Source organism: Bordetella petrii, from assembly GCF_000067205.1.
Lineage (GTDB): Bacteria > Pseudomonadota > Gammaproteobacteria > Burkholderiales > Burkholderiaceae_B > Bordetella_A > Bordetella_A petrii.
Map to the genome: position 1 here is coordinate 4,149,316 of NC_010170.1, position 20,562 is coordinate 4,169,877.

General features: G+C 67.9%; 18 protein-coding genes. 3 read left to right on the forward strand and 15 right to left on the reverse strand.

All coding sequences use genetic code 11. The annotated features are described in order from the left end of the window. Positions 1-29 precede the first annotated feature (29 nt). The 15 genes from BPET_RS19965 to BPET_RS20040 form a co-directional block, all read right to left on the reverse strand. The gene (locus BPET_RS19965) at positions 30-2,225 is read right to left on the reverse strand and encodes a xanthine dehydrogenase family protein molybdopterin-binding subunit (RefSeq protein WP_012250826.1); all 2,196 of its coding nucleotides are present in this window, start codon (positions 2,223-2,225) and stop codon (positions 30-32) included. A gap of 11 nt (positions 2,226-2,236) precedes the next feature. Then, entirely contained in the window at positions 2,237-3,235 is a 999-nt protein-coding gene (locus tag BPET_RS19970; protein WP_012250827.1) for an FAD binding domain-containing protein, read from the reverse strand. 5 nt (positions 3,236-3,240) lie between these two features. Further along, a complete protein-coding gene (locus BPET_RS19975; RefSeq protein WP_012250828.1) occupies positions 3,241-3,759 on the reverse strand; it encodes a (2Fe-2S)-binding protein in 519 nt (172 codons plus the stop codon). A 66-nt stretch (positions 3,760-3,825) separates the two neighbouring features. Next, on the reverse strand, positions 3,826-4,764 hold the full coding sequence (locus BPET_RS19980; protein WP_012250829.1) for an Ldh family oxidoreductase: 939 nt from the start codon (positions 4,762-4,764) through the stop codon (positions 3,826-3,828). 50 nt (positions 4,765-4,814) lie between these two features. Then, positions 4,815-5,989 (reverse strand): IS3 family transposase gene (locus tag BPET_RS19985; protein WP_085970191.1). Its coding sequence is split into 2 segments (ribosomal slippage): positions 4,815-5,740 and positions 5,740-5,989, totalling 1,176 coding nucleotides; the frame shifts between segments, so codons are not numbered across the junction. A 176-nt stretch (positions 5,990-6,165) separates the two neighbouring features. Further along, complete coding sequence (locus BPET_RS19995) at positions 6,166-7,668, reverse strand: mannitol dehydrogenase family protein (RefSeq protein ID WP_012250830.1); 1,503 nt, start codon at positions 7,666-7,668, stop codon at positions 6,166-6,168. Between the two features lie 4 nt (positions 7,669-7,672). Further along, entirely contained in the window at positions 7,673-8,884 is a 1,212-nt protein-coding gene (manD, locus tag BPET_RS20000; RefSeq protein WP_012250831.1) for a D-mannonate dehydratase ManD, read from the reverse strand. A 62-nt stretch (positions 8,885-8,946) separates the two neighbouring features. Next, positions 8,947-10,485, reverse strand: coding sequence for a UxaA family hydrolase (locus BPET_RS20005; protein WP_012250832.1), 1,539 nt, complete (start codon positions 10,483-10,485; stop codon positions 8,947-8,949). 16 nt (positions 10,486-10,501) lie between these two features. After that, positions 10,502-11,368 (reverse strand): fumarylacetoacetate hydrolase family protein, encoded by an 867-nt coding sequence (locus tag BPET_RS20010; RefSeq protein ID WP_012250833.1) that lies wholly within the window; start codon positions 11,366-11,368, stop codon positions 10,502-10,504. Positions 11,369-11,411: 43 nt separating this feature from the next. Then, the gene (locus BPET_RS20015; RefSeq protein ID WP_012250834.1) at positions 11,412-12,158 is read right to left on the reverse strand and encodes an SDR family oxidoreductase; all 747 of its coding nucleotides are present in this window, start codon (positions 12,156-12,158) and stop codon (positions 11,412-11,414) included. A 56-nt stretch (positions 12,159-12,214) separates the two neighbouring features. After that, on the reverse strand, positions 12,215-13,618 hold the full coding sequence (locus tag BPET_RS20020) for a TRAP transporter large permease (RefSeq protein ID WP_012250835.1): 1,404 nt from the start codon (positions 13,616-13,618) through the stop codon (positions 12,215-12,217). 17 nt (positions 13,619-13,635) lie between these two features. Then, complete coding sequence (locus tag BPET_RS20025) at positions 13,636-14,271, reverse strand: TRAP transporter small permease (RefSeq protein WP_012250836.1); 636 nt, start codon at positions 14,269-14,271, stop codon at positions 13,636-13,638. Positions 14,272-14,330: 59 nt separating this feature from the next. Next, complete coding sequence (locus tag BPET_RS20030; protein ID WP_012250837.1) at positions 14,331-15,305, reverse strand: sialic acid TRAP transporter substrate-binding protein SiaP; 975 nt, start codon at positions 15,303-15,305, stop codon at positions 14,331-14,333. Between the two features lie 67 nt (positions 15,306-15,372). Next, the gene (locus tag BPET_RS20035; protein ID WP_012250838.1) at positions 15,373-16,404 is read right to left on the reverse strand and encodes an L-idonate 5-dehydrogenase; all 1,032 of its coding nucleotides are present in this window, start codon (positions 16,402-16,404) and stop codon (positions 15,373-15,375) included. Then, positions 16,401-17,105 carry a FadR/GntR family transcriptional regulator gene (locus BPET_RS20040; RefSeq protein WP_012250839.1) on the reverse strand — a complete coding sequence of 235 codons (705 nt, stop codon included), beginning with the start codon at positions 17,103-17,105 and terminating at the stop codon, positions 16,401-16,403. The genes BPET_RS20035 and BPET_RS20040 overlap by 4 nt, the downstream gene beginning before the upstream one ends. A gap of 172 nt (positions 17,106-17,277) precedes the next feature. Here BPET_RS20040 and BPET_RS20045 point away from each other — a divergent pair, with 172 nt between their 5' ends. From BPET_RS20045 to pyrF, 3 genes are all read left to right on the forward strand, one after another. Further along, a complete protein-coding gene (locus BPET_RS20045) occupies positions 17,278-17,673 on the forward strand; it encodes a diacylglycerol kinase (protein WP_012250840.1) in 396 nt (131 codons plus the stop codon). A 715-nt stretch (positions 17,674-18,388) separates the two neighbouring features. Continuing rightward, on the forward strand, positions 18,389-19,711 hold the full coding sequence (locus tag BPET_RS20050; protein WP_012250841.1) for an NAD(P)/FAD-dependent oxidoreductase: 1,323 nt from the start codon (positions 18,389-18,391) through the stop codon (positions 19,709-19,711). 10 nt (positions 19,712-19,721) lie between these two features. Further along, entirely contained in the window at positions 19,722-20,540 is an 819-nt protein-coding gene (gene pyrF / locus BPET_RS20055) for an orotidine-5'-phosphate decarboxylase (RefSeq protein WP_012250842.1), read from the forward strand. The last annotated feature ends 22 nt before the right edge of the window (positions 20,541-20,562 follow it).

A 20,562-nucleotide genomic window follows, 5' to 3' on the forward strand; every position in this document is an offset into this window, starting at 1 on the left:
CCTGCTATTCGCGATATAGCGGGGCCCGCCTACAGCAGGTCTTCGATACGGACCGGCAGGTCGCGCACGCGCACCCCGGTGGCGTGATAGACCGCGTTGGTGATGGCCGCGGCAATGCCGGCCAGGCCGATTTCGCCGATGCCGCGCGCGCCCGCCTCGTTCCAGATGTAGTCGGGGTAGTCCAGGAAGCTGACGTCCAGCCGCGGCGCGTCGGCGTGCGTGGCAACAATGTAGTCGGCCAGGTTGCTGTTCACGGGCGCGCCCGAGCGGCTGTCGTAATGCGTGTGTTCCAGCATGGCCATGCCCACGCCCATGACGATGGCGCCTTCTATCTGGTTGCGCCCGGTGCGCGGATTGATGATGCGCCCGCCGTCGATCACCGTGACCACGCGCGAGACCCGCAACCGCGCCGTGGCAGGATGCCAGGTAACTTCGACAAAATGCGCGCCATACGAGTTGATCGAATATTGCTGCTTCAGCGCGCCGCCGCTGTCGCCATGGCCCTCGCCCGACACGCTCGCCACGCCGGCCGCGGCCAGCACCCGGCCCAGCGGCACGCCGGCATCGGCGCGATCGGCGGACAGGCGGACGCGGCCAGCGTGCATGGACAGCTCCTGATCGGGCTTGCCGGCGTAAGGTCCGCCCGGCTGCGCTGCCAGCCGGCGGGCGGCGCGCGCCGCCTCGCGCGTGGCTTGCAGGGCGGCCGGCACGACAGACGCGGTGGCGGCCGATCCGCCCGACACGGGGCCCGGCGGCAGTTGCGTGTCGCCCAGGCCAACCTGGATGCGGTCCAGCGCAATGCCGGTTTCGGCGCTGACTAATTGCGCCAGTACCGTGTAGGTGCCGGTGCCGATGTCCTGCGTGGCGCAGTCCAGGCGCGCCGAGCCATCGGCGTACAGGGTCACGCGGGCATCAGTGGGCATGCGCAAGGCCAGCCATGAACACGAGGCCACGCCCCAGCCCAGCACGGTATCGCCCTGGCGCATCGCGCCCAGGCCGGGCTGGCGGCGCTGCCAGCCGAACCGCTCGGCGCCCTGCCGCAGGCATTCGCGCAGGTGGCGCGACGAGAACGGCAGGCCATTGCCTTCATCGTGTTCCGGTTCGTTGCGCAGGCGCAGTTCCACCGGATCCATTTGCAAGGCAACGGCCAGTTCATCCATGGCCGATTCCAGCGCGTACATGCCGGGCACCGCGCCGGGGCCGCGCATGGAAGTGGGCGCGCCGACATGGCGCCGCGCCAGGCCCCAGCCAACCTGCAGGTTGGGCGTGCTGTACATGCGCGGCGTGGCTTCGCCGCAGCGTTCGCGGTACTTGTCCAGCTGCGAGGCCTGGCTTAAATAGTGATGCCGCAGCGACACCAGCTTGCCATCGCGCGTGGCGCCCAGGCGCATACGCTGCCGCGTATGCGGGCGATGGCCGGCGCTGTGAAAGGTCATGGCGCGGCTGATCACCAGCTTCACCGGACGGCCCAGCTGGCGTGCCGCCACGGCGGCCAGCAGTGAATGCGGCCAGGGCCACAGCTTGCCGCCGAAACCCGAGCCCAGGTAATGCGAGATGACGCGCACGCTCTCTTTGCCGACGCCCAGCATCTGCGCCATGACATCGCGGTGATTCACCACGCCCTGGCTGGTCTCGTACAGCGTGTAGGACTGGCCGTCGTACTCGGCCACGCACGCGTGCAGCTCCATGGAATTGTGCGTCTCGACCGGCGTGGTGTAGACCTCATCCACTTGCACCGGCGCTTGGGCATAGGCGGTGGCCGCGTCGCCGCGCTGGCTCTCGATATTGGGGGTGTCTTCATCGGCCGGCGGCGAGACGTCGGGAGCTTGCGCCTCGTAGCTGACGCGTACCGCGCGGGCCGCGGCCTGGGCCTGCTCCAGCGTGTCGGCCGCCACCACGGCCACGTACTGGCCGTAGTAGCGGATGGTGTCGTCGTCGAGCGGCGGCCGCGCCTCGTCGATCGACCCGCTGGCGGCACGGTACAGCGACGGACGGTTGCCTCGGTGCAAGACGGCATGCACGCCGGGCATGGCGCGCGCGGCCTCGGCATCCAGGCCCGTGATGCGGCCATGCGCGATGGTGGCGCATACCGGCACGGCGTACAGCATGCCGGGCAACATGAAATCGGCGGTGTAGCGCGCCGCGCCGCTGACCTTGGCGGGCCCGTCGATGCGCGTGCTGGGCTGGCCGATGGCGTCGGGATGAACAAAGCGGGGATGATCCATGATGCGCTTCCTTACTGCGGCGGCAGGGCCGTGGACAGGGCATGGACCAGGCAGCGGCGGGCCAGCTCGATCTTGAAGCCGTTCTCGCTTTGCGCGACGGCGTCCTCCAGTGCCGCCCGGGCGGCCTGCCGGTAGGGCTCGATGCCGGGTTGCTGGCCGGCCAGCAGTTGCTCGGCCCGCGGACAACGCCAGGGGCGGGTGCCCACGCCGCCCAGGGCGATGCCGGCCGCCGCGATGCGGCCATCGCGTGTCTGCAGCACCACGGCGGCGGAGGCCAGGGCGAACTCGTACGAGGCGCGGTCGCGCAGCTTCACGTAGGTAGAATGCGCGCCCGGGGCCGGCGGCGGCAGGCTGACATGGGTGATCAGCTCGCCGGGCCGCAGCACGGTTTCGCGCTGGGGCGTATCGCCGGGCAGCAGGTAGAAGTCGCGCAGGGCAATGTCGCGCGCGCCATCGGGGCCGCGCACGTGCACGGTGGCGTCCAGCGCCATCAGCGCCACGTTCATGTCCGACGGGTTGCTGGCAATGCAATGGGGGCTGGCGCCCAGCACGGCCAGATTGCGATTGTGGCCGCCGATGGCGTCGCAGCCGCTGCCCGGGCTGCGCTTGTTACAACGGGCGGCGCGATCGCGAAAATACACGCAGCGCGTGCGCTGCAGCAGGTTGCCGCTGGTGGTGGCCATATTGCGCAGCTGAGCCGATGCGCCGGCCAGCAGCGCCTGCGACAGCACCGGATAATGGGCGGCGATGTGCGGGTGATGCGCCAGATCGGCATTGCGCACCAGCGCGCCGATGCGGGTGCATCCGTCGGGCAGCGGCTCCACCTGGTCCAGGCCGCCCAGGCCGTTGATGTCGACGACGTGGGTGGGCGTCTCGACATCGAGCTTCATCAGGTCGACCAGGGTGGTGCCGCCCGCCAGGAAGCGCACCTGCGCGCCGGGCCCGCTTTGCGCGGCCAGGCGCACGGCTTCGTCGACGTCCGAGGCGCGGGTGTAGTGGAAGGCTTGCATGCTGCTCACCTTTTCCCGCGCACGTCTTGAATGGCCGCGACGATGTTGGCGTAGGCGCCGCAGCGGCAGATATTGCCGCTCATGAGTTCGCGCACGTCGTCATCGCTGTCGCCACAGGGTTCGTGCAGCAAGGCGGCCGCGGACATGATCTGCCCGGCGGTGCAGTAGCCGCACTGGTAGCCGTCGTGCGCGACAAAAGCCGCCTGCAGCGGATGCAGGGACGGCAGTCCGCCCAGCCCTTCAATGGTGGTGATGTCACGCCCGCTCGCCGCCGCCGCCAGCACCAGGCAGGCGTTGACTCGCCGGCCATCCATGTGCACCGTACAGGCGCCGCACTGGCCGTGGTCGCAGCCCTTTTTGGTGCCGGTCAGGTGCAGCGTTTCGCGTAGCGTGTCCAGCAAGGTGGCGCGCGGGTCCAGCGTCAGCGCATGGCTGGCACCGTTGACGCGCAATGTGACCGGCACGCCTGCCGGCCCGCCGGCCGCACAGGGCGCGCAGGACGTACCGCCAGGGAAATCGGACATGACGAGGCTCCTGCCTGCAGAATGAATGGCGCACGGGGCAGCAAGCCCCATGCCCGCGAGACCGCGCTAGGCCAACCCGGGCGGCGGCGTGCGCAGCCGCGTGCTCCAGAGCAGGAATTCCTGCCACAGGCCCGGCTCGACCGGGATGCCGCCGCGCAGCCGCGAGACCTGCGCGGCCTGCTCCGGATCGCCCGGCATGCGGGGCTGCCCGGGTTGGGCCGCCAGCTCGGCGGCCATTTGCGCGACCACGGCCGCGAGCAGCGGGCCGCCCGCGAAGCGCGCGGGATCGATCACGATAAAGAATGCGCCCAGGCGGCGGGCCTTGTCCAGCTGTTCGTACATGGGCGAGATATGCGGACCGAAAGGATTGCCGTTCAAGGGGCCGCACAGCAGCTCGATCATCAGCGCCAGGCCGTAACCCTTGTAGCCTTGCTGCGGGCCGCCCAATGGCCGCAGGGCGCGCGCGACCAGCGGGTCGGTGGCATCGCGCCCGGTGTCGTCCAGCGCCACGCCCTCGGGCAGCGCATGGCCCTCGCGCCGGGCGTTCATGACCCGGTTCCAGGGAATGGCCGTCGAGGCCATGTCCAGGCACGCGGGAGGCCCGTCCTGGCGCGGCACCGCCACCGAAATGGGGTTGGTGCCCAGGAACGGCGCGTGGCCGCCGAATGGCGCGGCAATGGCGTCGGAATGCGTGAAGGCCAGGCCGACCAGCCCTGCTTCGGCCGCCGCTCGGCTGTACAGGCCGACGGCTCCGCAATGCGAGGAATCGCTGACACCGACCGCGGCCACGCCGGCTTCGCGGGCGATTTCCATGGCGAGCCGATTGGCGCGATGCGCCACCACGATGCCCAGGCCCTGCCCGCCGTGCACTTGCGCGGTGGCGGGGCCGCTGCGCACCACGCGCACCTGGGGCCGGGCCAGGACGGAGCCATGGGCCAGACGGTTCAGGTAATGCGGCAACCTCGCGATGCCGTGCGAATCGACGCCCCAAAGACTGGTCTGCACCAGGCTGTCTGACGTTGCCCGCGAATTTCGGATCCCTTAACTGAGCGAGATTATGCCACCCGTTGGTTCTGGGCGGCGTACCAGTCCCGCTCGAATTGCATCGGGCTGACGTAGCCCAACGTCGAGTGCAAGCGCGAATGATTGTAGAAGCTCAACCAGTCGATTACCTCGTCCATCGCTTCGCGACGCGTTGCAAAGCGCTGGCCGAGGATGCGTGCACGCTTGAGCGATCCCCACAGGCTCTCGGTCGGTGCGTTGTCCCAGCAATTGCCTCGACGGCTCATCGAACTGCGCATGCCGTAGCCCTTGAGCAGGTCCTGGAAGTCATGACTGCAATACTGGCTGCCACGGTCACTGTGGAGGATCAGGCCCGCTTGCGGACGGCGGCGAAACCACGCCATACGCAGCGCATCAGACACCAGCTCCGTGCGCATGTGCGGCTGCATCGACCAGCCCACCACCTGACGGCTGAACAGGTCGAGAATGACGGTCAGAAACAGCCAACCCTCGTCCGTCCAGATGTACGTGATGTCCGTAGTCCAGACCTGGTCGGGACGCGCGGGAGAGAAGTCTCGTTGCAGCAGGTCCGGTGCGACCGGCAGGCTGTGTTTGCTGTCGGTCGTGACCTTGAACCGGCGTTTGGTCTTCGCCTTGATGCCGTGCAGCTTCATGAGCCGCTGGACACGATCCTTGCTGACGCGAATGCCCTGGACCAGCAGTTGCTTCCACACGCGCGGCCAGCCGTACTCGCCTTTGGATTCAGCGTGCACGGCCTTGATGTGCACCAGCAGAGCGTCGTTGCTGATGCGTCGGCGCGGTCGGTCAGTATCGACATCCCGCACCTTGCGCGCGTGGTAACCGCTGGGGCTGACACCCAGCACCTGGCAGCTCAGGGACACCGGCCATTGTCGGCTGTGAAGCTCGATCCAGGCGTACTTCATGCCGACACCTTCGCAAAGTACGCCGTGGCTTTTCCCAATATGTCGCGCTCCATCTTCACGCGTGCCAACTCCGCGCGCAGCCGGGCAATCTCCATCTGTTCTGGAGAAACCTGTTTGCCTGCGCCGTTCAGCTTCCCAGCGGCATCGGCCTTCACCCAGTTGTGCAGCGTCTTCGGGCTGATGCCCAGTATCTTCGCCACCGCCGCCATGCTCTGGCCGCCGCGGACCATGCGCACGGCTTCCAGCATGAATTCCTGCGTATATCGAGCTCTCGGATTACCCATCTTTCCTCCCTCCTTGCGTGAGTTTTACACACTCAGCAAGGGATCCATTTTTTGCGGGCAAGCTCAGTCTGCCAGGCAGGCGGCATCGTCGTCGGGCACGTCCATGGCGGCCAGGCAGCGCCGGGCCCAATCGCGCAGGGCCGGCGCGGAACAATGGCGCAATGCGGCGGAATCGCTCACGTGGCCTCCCGCGCGGCGGCGCGCACGCCGTGCCGCCGCAACCGGGCGGCATGGCGCGCCACGGCATCAATGAATGCTTCATGCCCGGCCAGGTCGCCGAACACCGGCCGATAGCCGACCAGCGCGCGGGCGCGCCGCGCATCGGCGTCCTCGCCCTGTCCCGCGCCCGCCAGCAGCGCCTGCAGTTCGCCGGCCAGCGGGTCCTGGATGGAATAGGCCATGCCCCGTTCATCCTGGCCGCGCAGATAGTGCAGCCAGGCGGCTACCGCCAGGGCCAGCCGGCTGTAGCCGGCGCCGGCGCGCAGGCGGTCGCGCACAGTGCCCAGCAGGCGTTGCGGCAGTTTCTGCGAACCGTCCATGGCGATCTGCTGCGTGCGATGAGGCAGCGCCGGGTTGGCGAAGCGCGCCAGCAGGCGCGCGCGCAGGGCGGCCAGGTCCACACCCGGCACGGCCGGCAGCGTGGGCGCGATTTCCGCGCCGATCAGCGCATCCAGGTAACCGCGCAAGTCCGGGTCGGCCATGGCCTGGCTGACCGTGTCCAGCCCCGCGCAGGCGCCCAGGTAGGCCAGCGCCGAATGCGGGCCGTTCACCATGCGCAGCTTCAGGCGTTCGAACGGCGCGGCGTCGGCCACGAAGCGGGCGCCGCCGGGCTGGTCCCAGGCGGGCCGGCCGGCGGCGAAGCGGTCTTCCATCACCCATTCCAGGAAAGGCTCGCCCACCACGGGCCAGGCATCGTCCATGCCCATCCGCGCGGCGATGCGCCGGCGATCGGCGTCGTCGGTGCGCGGCACGATGCGGTCGACCATGGAGTTGGGGAAAGTGCAATGCGCGGCGATCCAGCCGCCCAGAACAGGGTCGCAGGCCTGGGCGAACTCCAGCACCAGGCCGCGCAGCGTATCGCCGTTGGATGGCAGGTTGTCGCACGACAGCAGCGTGACGGGCCCCAGCCCCGCGGCCAGGCGTCGGGCCAGGCCATGCACCAGCATGCCGATGGCGCTGCGCGGCGCGTCGGCATGCGCCAGGTCGTGCGCGATGTCCGGGTCGTCGCGGCGCAGGCGTCCGCTGGCGGGCTCGTGACAATAGCCTTTTTCGGTAATGGTCAGGCTGACGATGCGCGTATCGGGATGGGCGATCTGCGCCAGCACGGCGCCGGGATCTTCGGCCGCCACCAGCACGCCCAGCACGGCCCCCACCACCGCGAGCGACTCGCGGGGCGCGCCCGTTGCATCGGCATCACGCAGCGACAGCGTGTACAGGCCGTCTTGCGGAGCCAGCGCGTCGCGCGTGGCGGGGCTGCGCAGCGACACGCCGACGATGCCCCAGCGCAGATCGCCGCTGGCCGCCAGCGCCAGGTCGGTGACCGGCGCCTGGTGGGCACGGTGAAAGGCGCCGATGCCCAAGTGCACGATGCCAGCGCGCAGGCGCGAACGGTCGTATCCGGGGCGCGCGATGCCGGACGGAAGCGACGCCAGCGCGGCGGCATTCAGGCGCGCGGCCATCGCATTACCAGTTCCACAGGGTGCCGTCGTGCGCCTGCCGATTCACCGGCAGGTAGGCACGCTGGTACGGATAGCGGGCAGCCAGCGTCTCGTCGATATCCACGCCGTGGCCAGGCGCGTCGCCCGGATGCAGCATGCCGTCGGCGAAGGTATAGGCGTGCGGGAACACGGCATCGGTTTCTTCGGTGTGGCGCATGTATTCCTGGATGCCGAAGTTGGGCACCCACAGGTCGAAATGCAGCGCCGCCCCCATGCAGACGGGCGACAGATCGGTAGCGCCATGGCTGCCGGTACGCACCTGGTACAGCGCGGCCAGGTCGGCGATGCGGCGCAGATGCGTGATGCCGCCGGCATGGACGACCGTGGTACGGATGTAGTCGATAAGCTGGTTCTGGATGAGATCCTTGCAGTCCCATACAGTATTGAAAATCTCGCCCACCGCCAGCGGCGTAACCGTGTGCTGGCGGATCAGGCGGAAGGCGTCCTGGTTTTCGGCGGGCGTGGCGTCCTCCATCCAGAACAGGCGGTAGGGCTCCAGCGACTTGCCCAGGCGCGCGGCCTCGATGGGGGTCAGGCGATGGTGCACATCGTGCAGCAGATGCGTCTCCCAGCCCACCGCATCGCGCACGCGCTGGAACAGCCGGGGAGCGTGGTCCAGGTATTTCTCGGTGGACCAGTCGTGCTCGGACGGCAGGTCGGCATCGGCCGGTTCGTAAAACATGCGGCCGCGGCCCACGCCATATACCGCGTTCAGGCCCGGCACGCCACTTTGCGCGCGAATGGCGCGGTAGCCCATGTCGCGGTAGCGCAGCACTTCGTCGACGGTTTCGTCGATATCGCGCCCGTTGGCGTGCCCGTACACCATGACGCCGGTGCGGCTGCGTCCGCCCAGCAACTGGTACAGCGGCATGCCCGCCGCCTTGGCCTTGATGTCCCACAGCGCGGTGTCCACCGCGGCGATGGCGGACATGGTGACCGGCCCGCGCCGCCAATAGGCGCCCCGGTACAGGAATTGCCAGATGTCTTCGATCTGGTGGGCATCGCGTCCGATCAGGCATGGCACCACATGGTCGGCCAGATAGCTGGCCACGGCCAGCTCGCGGCCGTTGAGTGTGGCGTCGCCAATGCCCGTCAGCCCTTCGTCGGTCTCGATTTTCAGGGTGACGAAGTTGCGGCCCGGGCTGCAGACAATGACGCGTGCGTTGCTTATCTTCATGAAGAACCTGTATGAGTGAAGGCCGCGGCCCCGCGCCGCGCGCCGGTGGTGCGCGGCATGCGCTACATCACGGCCCCCAGCTGCCAGGGCACGAACTCGTTCTGCCCATAGCCGTGGATTTCGCTCTTGCTGCGGCGGCCCGAGGCGGTATCGAGCATCAGGCGGAAAATGCGTTCGCCCATGGTCTGCACGTCGCTGCGGCCATCGACGACTTCGCCGCAATTGATGTCGATGTCGTCGGCCTGGCGCAGCCACAGTTCGGTATTGGTGGCCAGCTTCAGCGACGGCGACGGCGCGCAGCCGTAGGCCGAGCCGCGCCCGGTAGTGAAGCAGATCAGGTTGGCGCCGCCGGCCACCTGCCCGGTGGCCGACACCGGGTCGTAGCCCGGCGTATCCATGAACACCAGGCCGCGCGCGCGCACCGGCTCGGCGTATTCGAGCACGTCGACCAGATTGGTAGTGCCGCTCTTGGCGATGGCGCCCAGCGACTTTTCCAGAATGGTGGTCAGGCCGCCGGCCTTGTTGCCGGCCGAAGGGTTGTTGTCCATTTCGGCATCGTTGCGCGCGCAGTAGTCTTCCCACCACCGCAGCCGTGCCAGCAGCTTGTCGGCGACGGCGGGCGAGACGGCGCGGCGCGTCAGCAGATGCTCGCCGCCGTAAATTTCCGGGGTTTCGGACAAGATCGCCGCGCCACCGTGCCGCACCAGCAGGTCTACCGCGGCGCCCAGCGCGGGATTGGCGCTGATGCCCGAATAGCCGTCCGATCCGCCGCACTGCAGGCCCACCGTCAGGTGGCTGGCCGGCACCGGTTGGCGCTGTACGCGGTTGGCGTCGGCCAGCATCTGCTCAACCAGTTCGATGCCGCGCGCCACGGCGTGGCGCGTGCCGCCGGTGCCCTGGATGCTGAACGTTTGCAGCTGCCCACTTTCCTGCAGGCCTTCCTGTTCCATCAGGCCGCTGATCTGGTTGGTTTCACAACCCAGCCCCACCACCATCAGGGCGCCGAAATTCACATGGCGCGCGTATCCGCCCAGCGTGCGGCGCAGCACCCGCAGGGGTTCGCCGTCGCTGCCCGTGGCGCAGCCCAGGCCGTGCGTCAGGGCCACCACGCCGTCGACATGGGGATACGCCGCCAGCGCCTCGGGCCGGATATCGCGGCGGAAGTGGTCGGCGATGGCGCGCGCCACCGTCGCCGAACAGTTCACCGAAGTCAACACGCCGATGTAGTTGCGCGTGGCCACGCGGCCGTCGGGCCGCACGATGCCGTCGAAGGTGGCCGGCCGGTCGACATAGTCGGTGGCGTGCGCGTCGTGCCCCACGGCGTAGTCGCGCTCGAAATCGGAAAACGCCAGGTTGTGGGTATGCACGTGCTGGCCCGGGACGATGTCTTGCCGCGCCACGCCGATTACCTGGTTGTAGCGGCGCACCGGCTGGCCCGCGGCGATGGCGCGCACCGCCACTTTATGGCCGGGCGGCACCAACCCCGCCACGGTGACGCCTTCGCCCGGCAGCGGCGTGCCGCCCACCAGCTGGCGGCGGGCGATCACGACATTGTCGGCGGGATGAATGCGGATGACGGGGGTGTCGTTGGCGGAATCCATGGCCGGGCTCCGGAATCTAGCCGTCGATCAGCGCCGGGTCCCAGGCGTGCACGCGCTGCTGCTGCTCGCCCAGGCCGGCAATGCCCAGGCGCATGGTGTCGCCCGGCTTCAGGTAAATGGCGGCCGGCTTCTGGCCCATGCCCACGCCGGGCGGCGTGCCGGTGCTGATCAGGTCGCCAGGGTTCAGCGTCATGAAGCGGCTGACGTAGCTGACCAGTTCGGCCACGCCGAACACCATGGTGCGGGTGTTGCCGTGCTGCATGCGCTTGCCATTGACTTCCAGCCACAGGTCGAGCGCCTGGGGGTCGGCGACCTCGTCGGCGGTGACCAGCCACGGCCCCACCGGGCCGAAGGTGTCGCAGCCCTTGCCCTTGTCCCAGGTGCCGCCGCGTTCGAGCTGGTATTCGCGCTCGGACAGGTCGTTGACGACGCAGTAGCCGGCCACGTGCGCCAGCGCGTCGGCTTCGGATACATAGCGGGCACGCTTGCCGATGACCACGCCCAGCTCCACTTCCCAGTCGCTCTTGACCGAATCGCGCGGCAGCACCACCGGATCGTTGCAGCCGATGAGCGCGCTGATGGCCTTGGTGAAGATGACGGGCTCTTGCGGCACGGGCAGGCCGGATTCGGCCGCGTGGTCGGCATAGTTCAGCCCGATGCAGATGAACTTGCCCATGCCGGCCCAGGGCGGCGCCAGGCGGCCGGGCTGGTCGACCACGGGCAGGCTGGCCGGGTCCACCGCGCGCAGGCGCGCCAGAGCGGGCTCGGCCAGCGTGTCGGCGGTAATGTCGGCGAGAACGCCGGACAGATCGCGCACGCGCCCTTCGGCATCGAGCAGGGCGGGTTTTTCGGCGCCTTTGGCGCCATGGCGCAGCAGTTTCATGGGATACGGTGTCCTTGTCAGGTGAATGAAATTCGGTGGCGGCTCAGTTGGACCAGCCGCCGTCGATGATCTGGGCCGTGCCGGTGGTGAAGGCCGATTCGTCGCTGGCCAGGTACAGCGCCAGCGCGGCGATTTCCTCAGCGCGGCCGATGCGCCCCATGGGTTGGCGCGCGACGAAGGCCGCCTCGACCGCCTGTTCGGTCTGGCCGCTGGCGCGCGCCTGCTCGGCGATGCGCTGGCGCAGCGACGGAGATTCGACCGTGCCCGGGCAGATCGCGTTGCAGCGGATGCCCCGCCCCACGAAATCGGCCGCCACTGATTTGGTCAGCCCGATGACCGCGGCCTTGGTGGTGCCGTACACGAAGCGGTTGGGCACGCCCTTCACGCTGGACGCCGCCGAGGCCATGTTGATGATGGAACCACCGCCGCGCGCGAGCATGCCGGGCAGGAAGGCGCGGATCAGCCGGTACATGGCGCGCACGTTCAGGTCGAAAGAGAAATCCCAGGCCGCGTCGTCACAATCGAGGATGGTGCCCGCGTGCACGAAGCCGGCGCCATTGAATAAGATGTCTACCGGCCCGGCGACCTCGACGGCGCGCGCCACGGCCGCGGCGTCGGTGACATCGAGCGTGACCGGTTTGCACTCCCCCAGCCCGCCCAGGGCCTGGGGGTTCAGGTCGGCGGCCAGCACGGTAGCCCCCTCGCGGGCGAAGGCCAGCGCGGTGGCGCGTCCTATGCCCTGGCCAGCGGCGGTGACGAACGCGGTTTTTCCTTCCAATCTGCCCGGCATGCTTGGTTCTCCTGGGTCTGCCGCGCCGGCAGCGAAGCCGGCGCCTGCCGTGATGTTCAGTTCCCGCCGATCATGTCCGGCAGCCACATGCTCACGCTGGGGAAGTACGTGATGATGATCAGCGCCAGGAACAGCGGCACCAGCCAAGGCAGGATCGCCATCGTGGTCCGCTCGACCGACAGCTTCGACACCCGCGCCAGCACGAACAGCACCATGCCCAGTGGCGGATGCAGCAGGCCTATCATCAGGTTCAGGGTCATGACCAGGCCGAAGTGGATCGGGTCGATGCCCAGCTTCAGCACCAGCGGCAACAGGATGGGCACCAGGATGGTGATGGCGGCGATGGTGTCGATGAAGCAACCCACCACCAGGATCAGCAGGTTCGCCAGCAGCAGGAACACCCACTTATTGTGCGTAACGGCCAGGATGGCGTCGGTAAGCGTCTGCGCCGCCTGGGTGGTGGTAAGCAACCACGCGAACACCGAAGCCGCCGTCACGATGAACAGCACCGACGCGGTGGTCTCGATGGTGTCGAAGGTGGCCTTGGCCAGCGTGCGCAGCGTCATCGAGCGGTACCGCACCAGGCCCAGGAACAGCGCCCAGATCACCGCCGCCACGGCGGCCTCGGTGGGCGTGAACCAGCCCATGGTCATGCCACCAATGAGAATCACCGGCGCCATCAAGGCCATGACCGCCGAAAAATCGAAGTACCAGTCGGCGGCCAGCAACGCGGAAAACGCTATCAGCGTAGCAATGTTGGCCGATACGCCGAAGGTGGTCATGAGCCAGATGCTGAACGGAAACGCCAGCACCACCAGCACCTCGACCGTGGCGCCGCCCAGCCGCTTCCAGTCGAACGGCACGTCGCCGCCCCAGTTGTTCTTGCGGGCGAAGTAAGCCACGGTGAACATCATCAGCAGCGTCAGCACGATGCCCGGCACCACGCCCGCCAGGAACAGCGAGCCGATGGACACGTTGGCCATCATGCCGTAGATGACGAACGGCAGCGAAGGCGGCAGGATGGGCCCCAGCGTGGCCGACGCCGCGGTAACACCCACCGCGAACTCGGTCTGGTAGCCGTGGTCTTTCATGGCCTTGATCTCGATGGTGCCCAGGCCCGCCGCGTCGGCGATGGCCGTGCCCGACATGCCTGCGAACACCACCGACCCGATGATGTTCACCTGCCCCAGGCCGCCGCGCATCCAGCCCACCAGGGCCACCGCGAAGTTGTAGATGCGGCCGGTAATGCCGGCGATGTTCATCAGGTTGCCGGCCAGGATGAAAAACGGCACGGCCAGCAGCGGAAACGACTCGACGCCGGCGATCATGCGCTGCGCCACGACCACGTCGGGCACGCTGCCCGACCACAGCAAGAAAAAGAGCGAGGCGCCAGCCATGGACACTGCCACCGGCACGCCGACGATCATCAACAACAGGAAGGTTCCGATCAGAATTCCCATGTGGGCTCCTTGCGCCGTCAGTCCAGGCTTTGGTAGGCGGCGGGGTTTTCCAGCGACGAGTAGCCCTGGCGCCAGTTCTGCACGCTGACCTGCACGGAGCGCACGAACATCATCACGAAGCCGGCCAGCGCCAGCCAGTACACATAGGCCTTGTTCCACATGATGGTGGTCATGGGTTCGACGCCCACCAGTTCGATATAGCGGTACACCAGCCACACGACATAGCCGAAGAAAACCGTGCGCAGCAGGTCGATCAGCGTGGCCAGCACGCGGGCGATGCCCTTGGGCAGGTAGCGGTACAGAAAGTCGACCTGGATATGGCGGCAAATGCGCACGCACATGGCCGCTCCCATGAACACCACGCCGATCAGCGCGTAGACGGCCAGTTCTTCGGTCCACGCGAAGGAGTTGTTCAGCACATAGCGCGTGAAGAACTGCAGGAACACCAATGCCCCCATGACCCAGAACAGGGCCAGGCAGAACCAGTCTTCGAACGCGTATCCGGACAGGTCCGTGTCCTGGTGCTGGTCGGCTTCCTCGAAGCTGTGGACGATCGACTCGACCGTTGTTTCATGCGATTCGACGCCGGCGCTGCCGCCCTCGCCGCGATATTGGGCCATGGCCGGCGAGCCGGCCCCGGTATTGACGTGCATGCTTTCCCCCTGTCGGTTGTGGACAGCCGGGACCGCGCGCGGCGGCCTCGCCGGCGGGTTTACTTGATCGCCTGGATCGCGTCCCAATCGGCCTTTTGATAGCCGTATTGCTCGAACGGCACTTTCTTCAGCACGGTTTCGCGGAACGCGTTGGTGTCGACCTCGGCCACGTTCAGGCCTTTTTTGCGGAACACTTCGACCAGCTCCTGTTCGCGCTTGGCGACCTCGATGGACGCGGTGGCCGCGGCCTGCTGGGCCACCTCAGAGAAGATCTTGCGGTCTTCTTCGGACAGGCTCTTCCAGAGCTTGCCCGAGATGACGGTGTTCAGGTGGTCGACAATGTGACCGGTCAGCACGATGTTCTTCTGCACCTCGAAGAACTTCTTGGCCTCGATGGTGGTAAGCGGGTTTTCCTGAGCCTCGACCGTGCCGTTCTGCAGCGCCAGGTACACCTCGGCGAATGCAATGGGCGACGTGTTGGCGCCGCAGGCGCGCGGCATGGCCAGGTAGGCCGGCACGTCGGGCACGCGCATCTTCAGGCCCTGCATTTCCGGGCAGGTGGTAAAGGGGCGGTTCGACGTCGTGTGGCGCGTGCCGTAGTAGGTGGTGGCGACAATGTGGTTGCCGGTTTTTTCCAGGTAGCCCTGGGTCAGCGTCTTGTAGATGTCGCTCTTGGTGTAGGCCAGCAGGTGTTCGGGGCTGCGGAAGGTATATGGGTAGTAAGTGACGCCGATGCGCGGGAAGCTCTTGGCGGCGAAGCTGGAGCCGGAAATGATCATGTCCACGGTGCCCAGCGTCAGGCCCTGGTTGATGTCGTTTTCCTTGCCCAGCTGCGAGGCCGGGTATACATCGATGTGATAGCGGCCGTTGGTGCGTTTCTCGATTTCCTGGGCCGCCCACACCGAACTGGTATGGAATGGCTCGGAGGTTTCATACACATGCGCCCACTTCAGCTTGGTCTGGGCCAGCGCGCTGCCGGACGTGGCCAGGACGGCGGCGGCCAGTAGCGCCTTGATGGCATTGCCTTGCTTCATCGTTGTCTCCTCTCTTGAGGTTGAGCAGGTGGCGGGTTGTTATGGTTGCCGCTGCCCTTGGTGGTGGTCAGGATTCACATACGAGCTGCACCTTGGTACTACGCGTGCGGTCGGCCGCCAGTTCAAAGGCTTCGGCCGCGCGCTCGAGCGGCAATTGCGCGCTCATCAACGGCCGCACGTCGACCCGGCGCGTGCGCAGGAACGAGACGGCCCAGTCGAATTCGATGCCGGCGCGGAACGCGCCGACGTAATCCAGTTCACGCGCCATGATGTTGTTGGCGGGAAAAACCATGCCCTCGGCGGGCAATGTGCCCACCTGCACGATGCGCCCGCCGCGGCGCGCCGCCGCCAGGCAGGTGCCCAGCGCGGCGGGGCTGCCCGCGGCCTCGATGGCGACATCGGCACTATCGGCGATATCGGCGGGCGCGGCCTGGTCGGAACGCAACGTGTCGTCGGCGCCGACCTGGCGGGCCATTTGCAGCGGGCGGTCGGCGATGTCGGCCACCACCACGCGCGCGGCGCCGGCCAGCCGGGCGGCAATGACCGTCATGCAACCAATGGTGCCGCCGCCGGTGACGAGCACGGTCTTGCCCAGCAGCGGGCCCGCCCGGTTCACGCCATGCAGGCCGATCGACAGCGGCTCGGCGCAGGCCAGTTCGCCCAGCGAGATGTCTTCATGCACGGCCGTGAGCTGGCGCTCGCCCATGACGAAGCGTTCGCGGAACATGCCCTGCACGTGCGGATAGACGCTGGCGCTGCCCAGGAAGCGCATGTTGCGGCACAGGTTGTCGCGCCCGGCGCGGCAGTAGTCGCACTGGCCACAGGGGTGCGAGGGGTTGATGGCGACTTTCATGCCGGGCTGCACGCGCGTGACCGCGCTGCCCACGCGCAGCACCACGCCCGAGGCCTCGTGGCCGGGTATCAGCGGCTCGCGAATGACAAAGGCGCCGACGCGGCCATGCAGGTAATAGTGCAGGTCAGAGCCGCAGATGCCCGCCGCGCCCAGGCGCAGCTCGACCTCGTGCGGCGCCAGCGGCGCGTCGTCGTCGGTTTCCAGGCGCAGGTCGCGCGCGCCGTGTATCTTGCAGGCCAGGGTCATGCTTTTACCTTGTCTGAAGCGGGCGCCCAATTGGCGGTAAGACGGTCGTGCGAGCAGGACAGGTGATGCCGCATGGCTTCGCGCGCGCGTGCGGCGTCGCCGGCGGCGATGGCCTCGATGACCTTGCCGTGCTCGGCAATGGCGGCCTTCCAGCTGGCGGGGTTCTCGAAGTAGTCGCCCAGCTTGACCGACAGCGGGTTGTGGCGCTCGTCGAACAATTCGCCCACGACCCGCAGCAGCACGGAATTGTTGGCGATTTCAGCGATGCGCAGGTGGAACATGCGGTCGCCCTGGATGGGCACCTGCCCTGCCTCGGCTTCTTCCCGCATGGCCTGCAGGGCTTCGCGCAGGCCCGTCACCTGGGCCGGCTGGGCCAGCTCGGCCGCCTGGGCGGCCAGTTCGCCTTCCACCAGTTGCCGGGCGCGGATGGTCTCCAGCGGGCTCTCGGCCACCACGCTGTCGGCCGCGTCGCGGCTGCGCACATAGATGCCCGAACCCATGCGGACTTCGACCAGCCCTTCGACTTCCAGGGCGATGAGCGCCTCGCGCACGGACGGGCGCGACACGCCCAGCTTCAGCGCCAGGTCGCGCTCGGGCGGCAGGCGCGCGCCCACCGGGAATTCGCCAGCCTGGATCAGCACCCGCAGCTGGTCGGCGATTTGACGGTAAAGACGGCGGGGCTCGATGGGTTGGAAAGGCATGGTAGAAAGCGGCTAAAAGGTAAAGTGGCCTTACCACTTTGCCGCATAGTGCACCGGGCCCGGAAAGCCTCACAATTAGGGTTTCCGCTAGGGACCGGGGACCCGCGCTCTGTCCGCCCCGCTGCAACGCGAATCTGTTAAAAACGACGCGCCACATCCAGGTTCCTTGTCCATGCCCCATACCCCACACCCTTCTCCGTACAAGAGCACAGGCGGTCTGCGCCGCATCCTGAACGCCTTGCGCTATTCGCTGCAGGGCCTGCGCGCCGCCATCCGGTACGAAGCCGCTTTCCGCCAGGAACTGGTGCTGGCGATCCTGCTGATACCGGCCGCGTTCTTTTTGGGGCGCACCACCGACGAGGTGTTCATCCTGATCGCGTCGGTGATCCTGGTGCTGGTGGTGGAACTGCTGAATTCGGCGGTCGAGGCGCTGGCCGACGCGCTGTCGGTGGAAACGCACCCCCTGCTGGGCCGCGCCAAGGACCTGGGCAGCGCGGCGGTGATGCTGATGCTGCTGTTCACCATCGCCGTATGGGTGGGGGTGGCGGTTAGCCGCTTTGTGTTGTGAGGGTCGTTGGTGGGGCGGTATTGCGTTTTTCTGGCGTCGTGGCGGGCTGAAGGGATCGCCTTGGCTTCACGGTGCCGTCCGGGCGCCCCGCGCGCCCGGGTTCGGCCCCGAGGCGCCGCGGCAATCCCTTCAGCCCGCCACAACTTGCGGCGAATAAAGTTCGCGGCGCCGCGGGGACGGGCGGGGTTCTTGCATGCTTGGGACGCGGGTTTTTAGAGAAGAAAAATTTGCAGGGCCGGCTTTCGCCGCCGCCCTGCGCGGCGGCGAAAGCCATTCGCGTGGCGGCATGCAGAGGCGGTTTTTGCGGTTTTTACCGCCGAGGCGGGCCACCATCGAAGGCCTCTTCCAGAGTGTCGAACGCCATTCGCGTAATGGCAGGCACAGCGCGTTCTAACGGTTTGCACAGCCGTGGACAGGCACCATCGGATGCCTATCCAGGCCGCGCTGGGCGGCCTGGAAAGGCGGCCCCACACATTTTTCTTCCTCGCCACGGCTGCTTCCCAAGAATGCAAAAACCTAACCCCCCCCGCCGGCATCGGAATTGCTCATCTGCAAGTCGCAGTGGGCGGGCGCGAGCGTCTTGGCGCCTCGGGGCCGAACCCGGGCGCGCGGGGCGCCCGGACGGCGCCGTGAAGCCAAGGCGCTCGCGCCCGCCCGCTGCGACGCCAAAAGAACCCGATACCCCATCCCCCCACCAAGCCCTATACTCAACAACATGGCAACCCCCCACCTCCGGCCGTCCCCCATTCATCGCGTTGTCATCGTCGGCGGCGGCGCGGGCGGACTCGAGCTGGCCGCCAAGCTGGGGCGCCGGCACGGGCCGCAATGTGTCACGCTGGTCGACAGCCGCCCCATCCACATCTGGAAGCCGTCGCTGCATGAAGCGGCAGCGGGCACGCTGGACATCCACCAGGAAGGCCTGTCGTACCTGATGCTGGCGAACCTGTGCGGGTTCACGTTCGCGCTGGGCGAACTGCGGGCGGTCGACCGCGAACAGCGCGCCATCACCCTCGGGGCCGTGCTCGACTCGCACGGCGACGAAGTGCTGCCGCAGCGCGAGCTGGCCTACGACACGCTGGTGCTGGCGGTGGGCAGTATTTCCAACTTCTTCAATACGCCGGGCGCCGCTCAGCATGCGGTCACGCTGGACAACACCGAGAATGCCGAGGAATTCCGCCTGACCATGCTCAAGGCCATGGTGCAGGTCGACCAGGCCAAGGTGCGCGACCCCTCGGCCAGGCTGGACCTGGTGATCGTGGGCGGCGGCGCCACGGGGGTGGAACTGGCGGTGGAATTGCACGAAGCCGGCAACACCGTGGCCGCCTACGGCCTGCCGAATTTCCGCGCCGACCGCGACCTGGCGATCACGCTGGTGGAAGGCGCGCCGCGCATCCTGGCGGCATTGCCCGAGAAAATATCGAGCGCGGCCCTGGCGCGCCTGACCGAGCTTGGCATCCGGGTCGAGACCGACTGCCGCGTGGCCGAAGTGACGCCGCGCAGCGTCAAGACGGCCGACGGCCGCGAATTCGCGGCCAGCCTGTGCATGTGGGCCGCCGGCATCCAGGGGCCGCCCTTGCTGGCCACGCTGGACATGCCGCTGAACCGGGCTGGGCAGTTGATGGTCGACGACCACCTGCAATCGCCCGATCCGAATATCCTGGCGCTGGGCGACTGCTGTGCCGTGCCGCGCGGCAATGGCGGCACCGTGCCGGCCCGCGCGCAGGCGGCCCACCAGGAAGCCGGCTACCTGGCGCGCAAGATCACCGCTCGCATCCGCGGCGCCGCCGAACCGCAAGCGCCATACCAATACCTGGACCGCGGCTCGCTGGTATCGCTGGGGCAGGACGCCGGCGTGGGCAGCCTGATGGGCAAGCTCGCCGGACGCGGCCTGTTCGTCAGCGGTACACTGGCGCGCCTGATGTACATGAGCCTGCACCTGATGCACCATCACGCGGTGCTGGGCCTCGGCCGCACCGCATCCATGGCGCTGGCTCGCCTGCTGATGCGCCGCACGCATCCGCGCGTCAAACTGCACTGAACCCATGTCCATGACCTTCATCCAACAACTCGAACACGCCTGGGCCGCCGGCAACACCCTGCTGCAAGTTGGCCTGGACCCCGACCCGCAACGCTTTCCGCGCGAGCTCGAAGGCAAGCCCGACGCCATCTTCCAGTTCTGCCGCGAGATCGTCGACGCCACCGCGCCATACGCTTGCAGCTTCAAGCCGCAGATCGCGTATTTCGCGGCGCATCGCGCCGAAGACCAGCTGGAAGCGCTTTGCGCGCACATCCGCGCCGCGCATCCGCACCTGCCGATCGTGCTGGACGCCAAGCGCGGCGACATCGGCACCACCGCCGAACACTACGCGCGCGAAGCGTACGAGCGCTATGGCGCGCACGCCATGACGGTGAACCCGTACATGGGGCTGGATTCGGTCGAACCCTACCTGGGCTGGAAAGACCGCGGCGTGATCGTGCTGTGCCGCACATCCAACCCGGGCGGGTCCGACCTGCAGTTCCTGAAACTGGACAACGGCGAGCCGCTGTACCTGCACGTGGCCGGCATGGTGGCCGATAAATGGAATGCCGACGGCCAGTGCGGCCTGGTGGTGGGAGCGACCTTTCCGAACGAGCTCGCCGCGGTCCGCCAGCGCATCGGCGATGCCATGCCGCTGCTGGTGCCCGGCATCGGCGCCCAGGGCGGCGACGTCACCGCTACCGTAAACGCTGGCCGCAACGCCGCCGGCACCGGCATGATGATCAACTCGTCGCGCGCGATTCTGTACGCCAGCGGCGGCGACGACTGGCGCCAGGCAGCCGCCGACGCCGCCCGCGACCTGCGCGACGCGATCAACGGCGTGCGCTGAGGGCGGCTGGCTTCAAGGGCCG

What these genes read in the sequence shown, in the direction of transcription:
- manD (WP_012250831.1), bottom strand. Translation starts at nt 8,884, where the DNA reads ATGAAGATAAGCAACGCACGCGTCATTGTCTGCAGCCCGGGCCGCAAC.
- BPET_RS20025 (WP_012250836.1), bottom strand. Translation starts at nt 14,271, where the DNA reads ATGCACGTCAATACCGGGGCCGGCTCGCCGGCCATGGCCCAATATCGC.
- BPET_RS20050 (WP_012250841.1), top strand. Translation starts at nt 18,389, where the DNA reads ATGGCAACCCCCCACCTCCGGCCGTCCCCCATTCATCGCGTTGTCATC.
- BPET_RS19975 (WP_012250828.1), bottom strand. Translation starts at nt 3,759, where the DNA reads ATGTCCGATTTCCCTGGCGGTACGTCCTGCGCGCCCTGTGCGGCCGGC.
- BPET_RS20010 (WP_012250833.1), bottom strand. Translation starts at nt 11,368, where the DNA reads ATGAAACTGCTGCGCCATGGCGCCAAAGGCGCCGAAAAACCCGCCCTG.
- BPET_RS19965 (WP_012250826.1), bottom strand. Translation starts at nt 2,225, where the DNA reads ATGGATCATCCCCGCTTTGTTCATCCCGACGCCATCGGCCAGCCCAGC.
- BPET_RS20005 (WP_012250832.1), bottom strand. Translation starts at nt 10,485, where the DNA reads ATGGATTCCGCCAACGACACCCCCGTCATCCGCATTCATCCCGCCGAC.
- BPET_RS19995 (WP_012250830.1), bottom strand. Translation starts at nt 7,668, where the DNA reads ATGGCCGCGCGCCTGAATGCCGCCGCGCTGGCGTCGCTTCCGTCCGGC.
- BPET_RS20040 (WP_012250839.1), bottom strand. Translation starts at nt 17,105, where the DNA reads ATGCCTTTCCAACCCATCGAGCCCCGCCGTCTTTACCGTCAAATCGCC.
- BPET_RS20015 (WP_012250834.1), bottom strand. Translation starts at nt 12,158, where the DNA reads ATGCCGGGCAGATTGGAAGGAAAAACCGCGTTCGTCACCGCCGCTGGC.
- BPET_RS20030 (WP_012250837.1), bottom strand. Translation starts at nt 15,305, where the DNA reads ATGAAGCAAGGCAATGCCATCAAGGCGCTACTGGCCGCCGCCGTCCTG.
- BPET_RS20035 (WP_012250838.1), bottom strand. Translation starts at nt 16,404, where the DNA reads ATGACCCTGGCCTGCAAGATACACGGCGCGCGCGACCTGCGCCTGGAA.
- BPET_RS19970 (WP_012250827.1), bottom strand. Translation starts at nt 3,235, where the DNA reads ATGCAAGCCTTCCACTACACCCGCGCCTCGGACGTCGACGAAGCCGTG.
- pyrF (WP_012250842.1), top strand. Translation starts at nt 19,722, where the DNA reads ATGACCTTCATCCAACAACTCGAACACGCCTGGGCCGCCGGCAACACC.
- BPET_RS20020 (WP_012250835.1), bottom strand. Translation starts at nt 13,618, where the DNA reads ATGGGAATTCTGATCGGAACCTTCCTGTTGTTGATGATCGTCGGCGTG.
- BPET_RS20045 (WP_012250840.1), top strand. Translation starts at nt 17,278, where the DNA reads ATGCCCCATACCCCACACCCTTCTCCGTACAAGAGCACAGGCGGTCTG.